Below are 13447 nucleotides of genomic sequence, written 5' to 3'. Positions count from 1 at the left end.
GCGGCCGCGTGCGGCTAGAACGCGCCAGCGAAGGCGTCGCAGTTCTTGGCGTAGGTCCGGTTGGTCTGGGTGGGATTGCGGTTCACCAGCGGCCGCCCGTAGAGCGGGTGCGTGACCGAGCGGATCTCGTGCTCCAGCTTGGTCAGCTCGCGGCCGTCCTCCGGATCGACGATATCCACGAACCGGTACTGATACTGGTCGCTTTCCTGCGTGATGAGGCCGCGTTCGTTCAAGAATCGATGCGGTCCGGAGAAATCTACGATGTAGAGCTGGATGTGGTGCCCGTCGTAGGGCGGGAGCTTGTCGTTGCTCTCGCGGAAGAACAGTTGCTGGCCGCGCCCGACCCGCACCACAGCCACGCGCGAGCCGCGCGTCTCCTCGCAGCGCGCCGTGGCGCCGATGACCTGCGAATAGAAGCGCGCAATGCCTTCGGCCGTGCCGGGCGCCACCAGGAATTCGAGGTACGGCATACCGATCTCGAAGCCGCCGAGCTCGGGCGAGGGCGCGTGCGCCCGCAGCCGGTTGCCCCAGGGGCAGGTCACCTCGACGAAGTCCGAGCGGTCGGTGAAACGAAACTGGGTGCCGTCGAGCCGCGGCGCCACGGCCTGCAAGCGGGCGCACAAGGCCTTCAAATCCGGCAGGACGATACCGATGGTGCCGTTGAGGCGCTGGGCCTCGCCGTTCGGCGTGTGGATCTGGCTGCGACCGATGTTGATCCACATGTTGTCGAGGCCGACCATGAGATAGGGATCGCGCGTGAATCCCATGCCGACCAGGTAGAACAGCATGGCCAGGCGTTGATCGGGATTGCGCAGATTGAGGTGCTCGAGCTGAACGGCGTTGCCGGAATCTTCTTGCGAACGATCGAATTGCTGCGCCATTGCCATCCTCCTTGCTCCGCATTACGCTGGCGCACCGCCGCGGCCGCTAGCTGCCGCGCCGGTTTGCGCCTGCTGCCCTGTAACCAATATCGCGCCGCATCTGCACGCCCTCGAAGCGGATCTGTTCGGCCGCTTCGTAGGCGCGGCGCTGCGCGAGCCGCACGTTGTCGCCGAGTGCGGTGACGCACAGCACCCGCCCGCCCTGGGTGACCACGCGTTCGCCCTCCCGGGCGGTGCCGGCGTGGAACACGTGCAGGTCCGGCGCCTCGTCCGGCGGCAACCCCTCGATGATATCGCCTTTGCGCGGCGATTCGGGATAGCCCTGCGCGGCCAGCACGACGCCGAGCGCGACCCGCCGGTCCCATTGCGGCTCGACCTTGTCGAGCGTGCCGGCAAAAGCCGCCTCAAACAGGACGACCAGGTCCGATTTCAGGCGCAACAGGATGGGCTGGGTTTCCGGATCGCCCAGGCGGCAGTTGAATTCGAGCACGTTCAGCCGGTCACCGTCGATCATCAGCCCGGCATAGAGAAAGCCGGTATAAGGCGTGCCCTCGGCGATCATGCCGTTGACCACCGGGTCGATCACCTCGCGCATGATGCGGGCATGCATGCGCGGTGTTACGACCGGCGCCGGAGAATATGCGCCCATACCGCCGGTATTGGGCCCCGCGTCGCCGTCGCGCAGGCGCTTGTGATCCTGGCTGGTCGCGAGCGCCATGACGTTCTTGCCGTCGACCATGGCGATGAAGCTTGCCTCCTCGCCGCGGATGAACTCCTCGATGATGATCCGGCGCCCGGCCTCGCCCATCGCCCCGCTCACCATCATCGCATCCACCGCTGCATGCGCTTCGCCCGGGGTGGTGGCGACCACCACCCCCTTGCCGGCGGCGAGCCCATCGGCCTTCACCACCAGCGCCGTGCCGAGCTCGTCGATGTGCCGATGCGCCGCGGCCGCATCGTCGAAGCTCGCATAGGCAGCAGCTGGAATGCCGTGGCGCTGCATGAAGGTCTTGGCGAACGTCTTGGAGCTTTCGAGTTGGGCGGCTGCCTGCGAGGGGCCGAAAATGCGCTGATCGGCCGCACGAAACGCATCGACGATGCCGGCCGCAAGCGGCGCCTCCGGTCCGACCACGGTAAAGGCGATCTTCTCATTACGTGCGAAGTCGAGCAGCTCCGGGATGTCGGTGATCTCGACGTTGCTGCAGCCGGGCTCGGCCGCCGTGCCGGCATTGCCCGGCGCGACGAAGGTGCGGGTGATGCGGGGCGATTGCGCGAGCTTCCATGCCAGCGCGTGCTCTCTTCCGCCGGAACCGACCACCAGAACCTTCATCGAGTCATATTACCTTGCGCAAGTCCACTATCGCCGTTGCTGCAGCATTCTGCCCGATCGCATTCAATGACGGAAATGCCGCACGCCAGTGAACACCATCGCGATCCCGTGCTCGTCGGCGGCGGCGATCACTTCCTGGTCGCGCAGGCTACCGCCCGGCTGCACAACAGCACGCGCGCCCGCCGCGGCCAGGACATCGATCCCGTCGCGGAACGGAAAGAATGCGTCCGAGGCCACCACCGAACCGGCAAGCGACAGGCCCGCATTTGCGGCCTTCATCGCGGCGATGCGTGCCGAATCGACCCGGCTCATCTGCCCCGCGCCCACGCCGAGCGTGCGCCCGGCGCCGCAATAGACGATCGCGTTCGACTTCACGAACTTCGCCACGCGCCAGGCGAACAGCAGGTCGTCGAGCTCGGCCGGATCGGGTGCACGGCGGGTCACGCAGCGCAAGTCGGAGGCCTGGATGGCGCCATCGTCCGGGCTCTGCACCAGCAGGCCGCCGCCGATGCGTTTGAAGTCCCAGGCATTGTTCGCGCCTGCGCCCGCGATCTCCAGCACCCGGATGTTGGGCTTGTGCGCGAGCAGAGTCGCGGCTTGCGGCAGGATCTGCGGCGCAATCAGCACTTCGACGAACTGCGACGAGAGCGCTTCGGCCGTGGCCGCGTCCAGCGCCCGATTGATCGCGATGATGCCGCCGAATGCCGACGTCGGATCGGTCGCGAACGCGTTGCGATACGCGCCCGCCACCGAATCGGCAACGGCCACGCCGCAGGGATTGGCGTGCTTGACGATCACGCAGGCGGGCTGCTCGAAGCTCTTGACGCACTCCCACGCGGCGTCGGCATCGGCGATGTTGTTGTAAGAAAGCTCCTTGCCCTGGATCTGGGTAGCGCCCGCGATCAGCCCCGGCGCCCCCGCCAGGTCGCGATAGAACGCCGCGTTCTGGTGCGGATTCTCGCCGTAGCGCAACGGCTGCACGCGCTCGAAATTCAAGTTGAGCTGCTGCGGGAAAAGGCCGGGCCGGTCGTTCTCGTCCAAGGCGCCCAGCCAGTTTGCGATCGCGCCGTCGTAGGCGGCGGTGTGCGCGAAGGCCTTCTTGGCGAGCGCGAAGCGCAGCTCCACGCCGAGCGCACCGTGGGTGGCATCCAGCTCCTGCATGACCAAGCCGTAATCGGCAGGGTCGGTGATCACAGCGACATCGCGGTAGTTCTTGGCAGCGCTGCGAACCAGGGCCGGGCCGCCGATGTCGATTTTTTCGATGGCCTGGTCGAGCGCCACATCGGCCTTGGCCACGGTGCGCGCGAATGGATAGAGGTTCACGACCACGAGGTCGATCGGCGCAATACCGTGCTGGCTCATCGCCTGCATGTGCGCCGCTGAGTCGCGGCGGGCCAGGATGCCGCCATGCACCTTGGGGTGGAGCGTCTTCACCCGGCCGTCGAGCATCTCCGGGAATCCGGTGTAGTCGGCCACCTCGGTCACGGCAAGTCCCGCCTCGCGCAGGCTTTTCGCCGTGCCGCCGGTGGAGATCAGCTCGGCGCCGTAACGGGTGAGCGCGCGCGCCAGCTCGATGAGCCCGGTCTTGTCCGAAACGCTCAGGAGCGCGCGCTTGACGGTGGTCATCGCTTTCCGCTAACCCTTGATGCCGTGCGACTTCATCTTTTTTCGCAGCGTGTTGCGGTTGATGCCGAGCATTTGCGCCGCATGCGTCTGGTTGCCGTCCACGCGCGTGAGCACCGCCTCGATCAAGGGTCGCTCGACGCAGCTGATCACCATCTCGTACACCCCGCAGGGCTGTTCGCCATCCAGATCGCGAAAATAGCCGTCGATTGCCCGGCGCACCGAGCGCACCAGCTCCGTATCAGTCTTCATGCCGCAAGCTCCTCTCTTGCGTCGTCCGCATAGGGACAGGCCTCGCGCTCGAGTCGATCGAAGTAGCGATCGAGATGATCGAGCTGCGCGCGGGCGCTCTCCAGCTTGTTGAAGGCGTGGCGGAATGCGGTGCCGCCGGCAAGACTCCCCGTGTACCAGGATACATGCTTGCGCGCGACGCGCAGACCGGAAAATTCGCCGTAGAACGCGTGCAACTCGGCAAGATGCACGCGCAGCACCGCGCGGATCTCGTCCAGCGAAGGCGCAACCGCGCGAACGCCGTGCTCGAGGTAATGCGCGATGTCGCGAAAAATCCACGGACGGCCTTGCGCCGCGCGCCCGATCATGACGCCGTCGGCGCCGGTTTTTGCCAGCACCCAAGCCGCTTTTTCCGGCGAATCGATATCGCCGTTGACGATCACCGGTATGCCGATTCGGGCCTTGACCTCGGCGATGGTGTCGTACTCCGCCGCGCCGAGAAAAGCGTCGGCGCGCGTACGGCCGTGAATGGCGATGGCGCGGATACCTGCCTGCTCGGCGGCGCGCGCTACGCGTACGGCGTTACGGTCGGCGCGGTCCCAACCGGTGCGTATCTTGAGCGTCACCGGAACCGGCACCGCGGCCACCACCGACTCGAGGATGCGCCCGACCAGCGCTTCGTCGCGCAGCAACGCCGAGCCGGCCGCGACATTGCATACCTTCTTTGCCGGGCAGCCCATGTTGATGTCGATGATCTGCGCACCGCCATCGACATTGAAGCGAGCCGCGTCGGCGAGCATCGCCGGCTCGCCGCCCGCGATCTGCACTGCGATGGGCTCGACTTCGCCTTCGTGATCCATGCGCCGCTGCGTCTTGACGCTCAGCCGCAGCTGCGGATTGGAGGCGATCATCTCGGACACCGCGAGCCCCGCGCCGAAGCGCTTACACAGCTTTCGAAATGCTCGATCGGTGACGCCGGCCATCGGCGCGACGCATAGCGCGTTGGGCAGGGAATAGGGTCCGATCTGCACTGTGCAAGCGCCTGGGAATACCGGGTGTGAGAACGCACGGAAAGGGCGCTCATTCTAATCGCATTCGGCGCGCGGAAAAAGCGAGCCAGTGCTCAGTAGCGACTGCCGAAGATCATGCGTCGCATCAAGAAACGCTTCGCCGGCCCTGATGCGTCGAGCAAAAACAATCCGGCGCTGCGCGCGCTGCCAAGCACGGGATCGTCGTTCGAGAACATGCGCACGAGAAAGTCGGTGAAAAGCGTGCCACCGGCGCGATCGAGCCTGCGGTTGGCACGATAGCGCTGCAGGCCCTCTAGCAGATCCTGTCCGCGACGGCGCGCTTCGGCAAGCGCGCGCGCGAGCTCGAACGCGTCGCGCAAGCCGAGATTGAAGCCCTGGCCGGCGACGGGATGCAGCGTCTGCGCGGCGTTGCCGATGAGCACGTGGCGGCTGCCTGCGATGCGGTGCGCGAAACGCAGCTGCAACGGGAAGCAGGCACGCGGGCCCGCGAGCCGCACTTCGCCCAGCCGCTCGCCGTAGCCCTGCACCAGCGCGTGCGCGAATGCTCGATCGCTCATCGCCATCAGCGCCGCCGCTTCGGCCTGCGGTACGGACCAGATCAGCGCGTGTCGGCCCGCGAAGGGAAGGAGCGCAACGGGTCCCTTGCCGGTGAAGCGTTCGCTGGCGCAATCGGCATCGATGCGCGGGCATTCGACCAGGGCGGTCAAGGCGCATTGGCCATAGTCGTGCTCCGTGGTCCGTCCGGGCGCAGCGAGGCTTGCACCCCCGTCGGCCTGCGCCACGATACTCGCGCCGATCGTTTCCTCAGCGCCGGCATGCTGGTAGCAAATGCTCGCTGCAGCGGCGGCCGATTCGATGGCGCGCACCTGGGCGCCGGCGACGAAGTCGATACTTACTTGCGCCGCTCGTGCGCGCAATGCGCGCACGAGTTCCTCCGCCGCGACCACGTAACCGAGCGCCTCCAGCTTCAGTTCCTGCGCGCGCAAGACGGTATGGCCGAAGCGGCCACGCTGCGAGACGTGCACCGAGCGGATCGGACTGGGCGCACGGATCTGCTGCCAGGCCCCCAGGCGTTCCAGAATGAGCCGCGCGCCATGCGACAGGGCGAAGACACGCGCATCGCGGCCGCCCGGATCCACCTGCGCTTCCAGCACCAGGGCTTGCATGCCGTGCAGCGCCGCCGCAAGCGCGGCGGAAAGCCCGACCGGCCCGCCGCCGATGATCGCGACATCGTGCATGGCCGCCTATGGAACGTCCGGAAAGTGGCTGACAAGCCGCTTTCCGCAATGCGCTCCCCTCTCCCTTCGGGAGAGGGGTCGGGGGTGAGGGAGCGAGCGGTCGGTCATTTACGGAAGCTCGCTAGGCCGCGCGCATGACCGCTTCGATCTCGGCAATCGACTTGGGCGCCGCGGTGGTCAGAACTTCGCAACCCCCGGGCGTAACCAGCACGTCGTCCTCGATGCGGATGCCGATATTGCAGAACGCGTCCGGCACGCCTTCGCCCGGACGGACATAGATGCCGGGCTCGACCGTAAGCACCATGCCGCTCGCCAGGGGTTTCCAGCGCCCTTCGGCGCCATACTCGCCCGCGTCGTGCACGTCGAGACCCAGCCAGTGGCCGGTACGATGCATGTAGAAGCGCCGGTACGCACCGCTCTCGATCACCGAGTCGAGGCTGCCTTGCAAAAGGCCAAGGTCGAGCATGCCCTGCGCCAGCGTGCGCACCGCCGCATCGTGCGGATCGCTGAAGCTGCGGCCCGGCGCGACCGCTGCGATCGCGTCGGCCTGAGCGGCGAGCACCAGCTCGTAGAGCGCCTTCTGCGCGCCCTCGAAACGGCCGCTCACCGGGAAGGTGCGCGTGATGTCGGAAGCATAGCCGTCGAGCTCGCAGCCGGCGTCGATCAGCAGCAGCTCGTTGGGCTCGAGCAACGCCCGGTTGGATATGTAGTGCAGCACGCACGCATTTGCGCCCGCGGCGACGATCGAGGTATACGCCGGGGCCTGCGCACCGTGGCGCAGGAACTCGTGCATGAGCTCGGCCTCGATCTCGTATTCGTGCAATCCCGGGCGCGCGAAGCGCATGGCGCGCCGGTGCGCCGAGGTCGAGATGGCGGCCGCGCGTCGCATGGTGGCGAGCTCGTGCGCGTCCTTGATGAGGCGCATTTCGTCCAGGATGCTGGGCAGATCGACCACTTCGGCCGGTGCCCGTACGCCGGTGCGTGAGCGCAGCCGCACGCTATTCAACCAGCCGGTCACGCGCGCGTCCCAGTGCGGATCGGCACCAAGGCTGAAATACAGGCGCTCGCGATCGCCGAGCAACGTGGGCATCTGCTCGTCCAGGGCCTCGATCGGGTAGGCCTCGTCCATCTCGAACGTTTCGCGCGCGGCCTGCGGGCCGTAACGGAAACCGTCCCAGATCTCGCGTTCCTCGTTTTTCGGCCGGCAGAAGAGAATGCTGCGCGGCGCCGCACCGCCGATAACGACCAGTACCGCGTCGGGCTCGGTGAATCCGGTGAGGTAGTAGAAGTAGCTATCGAAGCGGTAGGGAAACGAGGCGTCGCGATTGCGCACGCGTTCGGGGGCGGTCGGCACGATCGCCACGCCCTCGCCCATGGCGCGCGCGAGCCGCTCCCGTCTCGCCGTGAATGCCGCTACCGGATTTGTCGCCATCGATTCGAACCTTCGCAAGTGGATAACGCCCACGACGCGCCTATCGCCTGGCGCCTGGCGCGCTGCCCGCCGCCGATGATGTATTGCAACACCGCGGCCGGCGAGGCGCAATGCGGCCGCGACCGGCGCTTGCCGTGCCCGCTGCGTTCCAGGCCCGCAGCGGGCACGCGTCAGACTGCTTCTCCTGCGTTGCCCAAAGTGGCGCGCAGCTGGGCGAGCCGCTGCGGCGTGCCGACGTCGATCCAGCGCCCGGCAAAGCGCTCGCCATGCACTCGCCCCTGCGCCCCCGCGTCGTACAGCATGGGTCCGAGCGGCTTGCGGCTACCCGGCGCGATGCCGCCGAAGAAGCTCGGGCGGTAGGCGCCGATCCCGCTGAAGGTCAACCGTCCCTGCGCCGCCACGCCCACCAGACCATCGCGGCTCAGTGTGAAGTCGCCCTGCGGGTGGTGGGCAGGATTGTCGATCAGCACGAGGTAGGCTGCCCAGTCGGTGTGTTCGCGGTCGAGCCGATCGAGCACAGGCGGCAGCGCCGAGTAGTCGTACTCGCAATAGATGTCGGCGTTGACCGCGACGAATGCATCGTCCCCGAGCAGAGGAAGCGCCAGCGCGATGCCGCCGGCCGTCTCCAGGGCCACCGGCTCGTGCGAATAGCGTATGCGGGCGCCGAGCCTCTCGCCGGCGCCGAGCTCGGCCACGATCATTTCGGCCAGGTGCGAAACGTTGACCACGATGTCGCGGATGCCGGCCGCGGTCAGCCGGCGCACCTGCCACTCGATCAGGCTTGCACCACCGACGGTGAGGAGCGGTTTCGGAATCCGGTCGCTCAACGGGCGCATGCGCTCGCCGCGGCCTGCCGCCAGGATGATTGCTTTCACGGCGCGCTCAGAAGGTGTCGACCAGGCGCGGGGTGCGGCCGTGCAACTCGTCGAGCAGGCGCGCGAGCGGCTTCAATTCGCGATACCGGCTCGCGGCACGCTCGAGGTAGCGCAGCACCAGCGGCAGGTCGTCCAGGTAGCGCGCCTTGCCGTCGCGGTGGCACAGGCGCGCGAATATGCCCAGCACCTTGAGATGGCGCTGCACGCCCATCCACTCGAAGTCGCGATAGAACTCGGCGAAGTCGGCTCGCACCGGAAGGCCCGCCCGGCGCGCCAGCTCCCAGTAGCGCACCGCCCAGTCGATGACGCGCTCCTCCGGCCACTCGACGTAGGCGTCTTTCAGCAGCGACACCAGGTCGTAGCTGAGCGGCCCCAGTACCGCATCCTGAAAATCCAGGATGCCCGGGTTGGGCTCGGTCAGCATGAGGTTGCGCGAATGGTAGTCGCGGTGCACGTACACGCGCGGTTCGGCGAGGTTGTGCGCGATCAGCGCATCGAACATTCGTTCCAGGCGCTCACGCTGGTCCTTTGCCAGCACTCGGCCGAGATGGCGCTCGACGTACCAGTCGGGGAACAGCGCCACCTCGTCCCGCAGCAGCGCAGCGTCATACTCGGGCAGCGCACCCGCCGTGGTGGCGACTTGAATACGCACCAGCGCTTGCAGGGCATCGCGGTACAAACGCTCGACGTCCGCATCCGGCAATGCCTGCAGGTAGGTCGTGGCGCCGAAATCGGTGAGCAGCAGGAACCCGCGCTCCAGATCCTGCGCGAGGATCCGCGGCACGTTGACGCCGGCGCGGCCGAAGAGCCCGGCGACATGCACGAACGCCGCGCAGTTCTCCTGCGGCGGCGGCGCATCCATCGCAATCAGCGTGCGCGCTTCGTGCGCGATGCGGAAATAGCGGCGAAAGCTCGCGTCCTCGGAAGCGCGGGCGATGTTCTCGGGTTGCGCACCGAGCCGATCGCACACCCATAGTCTCAGCTGCTCGCTGCGATCCATCGCGATTGCGTTGCCTTCCCGGAGCGGCGATTCTATCATTCGCCAACCCGAAGCCTCGCGTAACGATCGCGTGCTCGGTGTCCGGGCGGTTCGGCGGCAGTCAGGACCGAACTCCGATATACCAGGCTCCCACCGAGAACGATGCGCTACCGACCCTTGCAGCCGCTGAGCATCGTTGCGCTGCTGCTCGCCGCGGCCAACGCGCACGGCGCCGGCTCAGGTCTCGGTCTGAAGCTCGACCCGTCGCTATCCGCGCCCGCGCCCGGGAGCGAGGAGCGCCTGCCGGTTTTCATCGACGCAGACGATATCCGCGGCCACCAGGACCGCGACGTCGAGGCGCGCGGCAGCGCCCGGTTCCGTACGCGCGACAAGCGGCTGTTCGCCGATTGGCTGCTCTACCAGGTGGGGCCGGAGGAGGTCGAAGCGGTCGGCAGCGTGCGCCTGGAGCAGAACAACGGCGACGTGGTGGAAGGCACGCGCCTCAAGCTCAACCTGCAAACCGAGCAAGGCTATCTGCAGGAGCCGACGTTTCGTCTCGGTGTGCAGAACGCGCGCGGCGATGCGAAGGAGTTCCTGTTCGTCGGCGAGAATCGCTACCAGGTGGAACAGGGTCGCTATACGACCTGCGGCCCCGGCGAGGACGACTGGTACATTCGTGCGCGCGACCTGGATCTCAACCGCAATACGAACGTCGGTACGGCGCACGATGCCAGCGTCGTATTCTTCAACTATCCCTTCCTGTACACGCCGTGGATGGATTTCCCGCTGAGCGACGCGCGCAAGTCCGGATTTCTTTCGCCCACCTTGGGCACCGGCGGCACGAGCGGGTTGGAGTTCTCCATCCCCTACTACTGGAACATCGCGCCCAACCGCGATGCGACCATCACGCCGCATATCATGTCCAAGCGCGGGCTCATGATCGGCAGCGAGTTCCGCTATCTCGAGCCCGGCTACAGGGGGACCGCGCGCTTCGAGGTGCTGCCGGACGACAAGGTGCAGGGCGACGATCGCTGGGCCGCCTACCTGCTGCATAACCAGATCTGGGGGCCCTGGTCGCTGTACGCGAACCTGCAGAGAGTCTCCGACGACGACTACTTCCGCGATCTATCGACGCAGATCCGGGCCACCTCGAAGATCCTCCTGCCGCTCGAAGGCATGGCGACGCGCGCGGGGGCGCTGGGCAGCAACGGACAATGGATATTGAGCACCCTCGCGCAGCGCTGGCAGACTTTGCAGGATCCACGCGCACCGATCACGCCGCCGTACAACCGGCTGCCGCAAGTCACGCTCGATACTTTCAACTACGATGTCGCCCACACCGACATCACTTTCACCGGCAGCTACACTCACTTTCAGCACCCGACGCTGCTGAACGGACAGCGCGCGGTCGCATACCCGAGCATCGCGCTGCCGCTGCAGACGCCCTACGCGTTCCTCAAGCCGAAGATGGGCGTGCATTACACGCGCTACGATGTGGATCAGCCCACCGCCAGCGCACAGGACGGGGATCGCAGCGTGCCGATCTTCAGCGCCGAGGGCGGGCTGGTGTTCGAGCGCGACACCACCATTCGCGGTCGCGCGTACCTGCACACACTCGAGCCGAAGCTGTACTATGTCTACATCCCGTTCCGGGACCAGAGCCGCCTGCCGAACTTCGACAGCACGCCGGCCGACATCAACTTCGCCACCATCTACAGCGAGAACCAGTTCGCCGGCCAGGATCGCATCAACGACGCCAACCAGCTCACGCTCGGCATACAGTCGCGCCTGATCGACCCGCAATCCGGCATCGAGCAACTGCGCGTCGCGTTCGCTCAGCGCTTCTACTTCAAAAGCCAGCAGGTGACGCTTCCGGGCATGCCGGTTCGTACGGACACGAGCTCGGACATGCTGGCTGCGCTGAGCGGACAGATCGCACCCTCGTTGATCGCGGAAGTTGGCATCCAGTACAACCAGGAGTTCAAGGAGACGCGCAAGCTCGCGTTGGGCGCGCGCTATCAGCCGGATGTCGGCAAGGTGCTGAATGTGGGTTACCGCTTCACCCGCGACCTGCTGGAGAACGTCGACCTGTCCGCGCAGTGGCCGATCGCGCGCGGCTGGAGCGGGGTCGGGCGCGTGAATTACTCGCTGCGCGACGGCCGCATCGCCGAGGGGCTCGCCGGGATCGAATACAACGGCGGCTGCTGGGTCGCGCGGCTGGTCATGCACAACGTCGCGGTGGGAACGGGCGAATCGTCGCGTGCGATCTTCCTGCAGCTGGAACTCAACGGTGTCGCCAGGGTCGGATCGAATCCACTGGAGGTGTTGCGGGAGAACATTGCCGGCTACACCAAGATCAACGAACCCCAAGGCGGCGGCCCCCTGCCGCCCACGCGCTACTGATGAACGCCAAGCATGCCGTGGCCGTCGCTGCGATGGCCTCGTTCAGCTTCCTTTCGGCCCTGGCCCCGGGCGCATCCGCGCCAGCGCCGCGCGTGCTCGAAGTCGACCGCATCGTCGCGGTGGTGAACGACGAGGTCATCACCCGATTCGACCTGACCGAACAAATGAAGCTCGCCACCGACAGTCTGCGCCGCCAGGGCACCCCGCTGCCGCCGCAGGACGTGCTGGAGAAGCAGGTGCTCGAGCGCATGATCGGCCAGAAAACCCAGCTTCAGTTCGCCAAGGATAGCGGCATCCGCATCGACGATGCGATCCTCGACAAGACGGTCGCGCGCATTGCCCAGCAGAACAAGCTCACCCTGCCGGCCCTGCGCGCGGCGCTGGAAAAGGACGGCGTCTCCTACGACCGGTTCCGCGATGAGCTGCGCAAGGAGATCACCATTGCCCGGCTGCGCGAACGCGAGGTCGACAGCAAGAGCGTCGTTACCGATGCCGAGATCGACGCGTTCCTGCAAACGCGCGAGGACGTGCTCGGCCGCAACGACGAATACAATCTCGGCCATGTCCTGGTGCGCGTGCCCGAGCAGGCGAATCCGGAGCAGATCAAGATCCGGCAGGCAAGGGCCGAGGAAGCGCTGGCGCAGCTGAAGCAGGGCGCGGATTTCGGTCAGGTTGCGGCAACGTATTCCGATGCGCCGGAGGGCCTCAAGGGCGGCGTGCTCGGCTGGCGCGAGGCGAGCCGCCTGCCCGGATTGTTCCTCGAGGCGGTCAAGGGCATGCGCGTGGGCGATGTGAGCGCCATCCTGCGCAGCCCCAACGGCTTCCATATCCTGAAGCTGCTCGACCAGCGCGGCGCGGCGCCGGTCATCGTGCAGCAGACGCACGCGCGCCACATCCTGATCCGCACCAACGAAATCATCTCGGAGGCCGAGGCCCGCAACCGCCTGCTGGGGCTGCGCGAGCGCGTCGTGAACGGCGAAAATTTCGCCGAGCTGGCGCGGCTGCAATCGCAGGATGCGAGCGCGTCCAAGGGAGGCGACCTCGGCTGGATCTCCCCCAGGGACACGGTTCCGGATTTCGAGCGGGCCATGAACCAACTGCAGGTGAACCAGGTGTCCCAGCCGGTGAAAACCGAGTTCGGCTGGCATCTGATCCAGGTCCTCGCCAGGCGCGACGAAGACATGTCAAAGGAGCGGCTGCGCCTGACCGCGCGCCAGGCATTACGCGCCCGCAAGTCCGACGAAGCCTATCAGGAGTGGCTGCGCCAGCTGCGCGACAAGGCCTACGTCGAGTATCGGACCGAACAGCGCTAACCTGAATAATTCACGAAGCCTGTAAGACAAAGGCCCGCTTCATGGTAGAACGCCGTTGCGAGACAAGCGAACTGCCAGCGAAGGGGCCTTTGCGTGAAAGACGATAGCACA

11 protein-coding genes are annotated in these 13447 nt (G+C 66.6%); 2 read left to right on the top strand and 9 right to left on the bottom strand.

Features of this window, described 5'->3' with window-relative positions; all coding sequences use genetic code 11:
* Positions 1-14: 14 nt before the first annotated feature.
* The 9 genes from GEV05_16165 to GEV05_16125 all read right to left on the bottom strand — a co-directional run bounded on the left by GEV05_16165 (position 15) and on the right by GEV05_16125 (position 9641).
* Positions 15-881, bottom strand: a complete 867-nt coding sequence (locus GEV05_16165; GenBank protein MPZ44900.1) for a hypothetical protein — start codon at positions 879-881, stop codon at positions 15-17.
* Positions 882-927: 46 nt separating this feature from the next.
* Positions 928-2211 carry a phosphoribosylamine--glycine ligase gene (gene purD / locus GEV05_16160; GenBank protein MPZ44899.1) on the bottom strand — a complete coding sequence of 428 codons (1284 nt, stop codon included), beginning with the start codon at positions 2209-2211 and terminating at the stop codon, positions 928-930.
* Between the two features lie 63 nt (positions 2212-2274).
* Positions 2275-3837 (bottom strand): bifunctional phosphoribosylaminoimidazolecarboxamide formyltransferase/IMP cyclohydrolase, encoded by a 1563-nt coding sequence (gene purH, locus GEV05_16155; GenBank protein ID MPZ44898.1) that lies wholly within the window; start codon positions 3835-3837, stop codon positions 2275-2277.
* A gap of 9 nt (positions 3838-3846) precedes the next feature.
* Complete coding sequence (locus GEV05_16150) at positions 3847-4086, bottom strand: Fis family transcriptional regulator (protein ID MPZ44897.1); 240 nt, start codon at positions 4084-4086, stop codon at positions 3847-3849.
* A complete protein-coding gene (dusB, locus tag GEV05_16145; GenBank protein ID MPZ44896.1) occupies positions 4083-5096 on the bottom strand; it encodes a tRNA dihydrouridine synthase DusB in 1014 nt (337 codons plus the stop codon). The genes GEV05_16150 and dusB overlap by 4 nt, the downstream gene beginning before the upstream one ends.
* Before the next feature lie 92 nt (positions 5097-5188).
* Positions 5189-6334, bottom strand: coding sequence for an NAD(P)-binding protein (locus GEV05_16140; GenBank protein ID MPZ44895.1), 1146 nt, complete (start codon positions 6332-6334; stop codon positions 5189-5191).
* A gap of 121 nt (positions 6335-6455) precedes the next feature.
* Entirely contained in the window at positions 6456-7766 is a 1311-nt protein-coding gene (locus tag GEV05_16135) for a M24 family metallopeptidase (GenBank protein MPZ44894.1), read from the bottom strand.
* 170 nt (positions 7767-7936) lie between these two features.
* Complete coding sequence (locus GEV05_16130) at positions 7937-8641, bottom strand: NTP transferase domain-containing protein (GenBank protein MPZ44893.1); 705 nt, start codon at positions 8639-8641, stop codon at positions 7937-7939.
* Between the two features lie 7 nt (positions 8642-8648).
* Positions 8649-9641, bottom strand: coding sequence for a phosphotransferase (locus GEV05_16125; protein ID MPZ44892.1), 993 nt, complete (start codon positions 9639-9641; stop codon positions 8649-8651).
* Positions 9642-9782: 141 nt separating this feature from the next.
* Between GEV05_16125 and lptD the strand changes: the two genes are divergently transcribed.
* On the top strand, positions 9783-12023 hold the full coding sequence (lptD, locus tag GEV05_16120; protein MPZ44891.1) for an LPS assembly protein LptD: 2241 nt from the start codon (positions 9783-9785) through the stop codon (positions 12021-12023).
* The gene (locus GEV05_16115; protein MPZ44890.1) at positions 12023-13336 is read left to right on the top strand and encodes a molecular chaperone SurA; all 1314 of its coding nucleotides are present in this window, start codon (positions 12023-12025) and stop codon (positions 13334-13336) included. Before lptD ends, GEV05_16115 begins: the two co-directional genes overlap by 1 nt.
* The last annotated feature ends 111 nt before the right edge of the window (positions 13337-13447 follow it).

It is taken from the genome of Betaproteobacteria bacterium (assembly GCA_009377585.1).
Taxonomy (GTDB): Bacteria; Pseudomonadota; Gammaproteobacteria; order Burkholderiales; family WYBJ01; genus WYBJ01.
The sequence above is the reverse complement of the archived record's forward strand: the minus strand, read 5'-3'. Positions and strand labels throughout refer to the sequence as shown.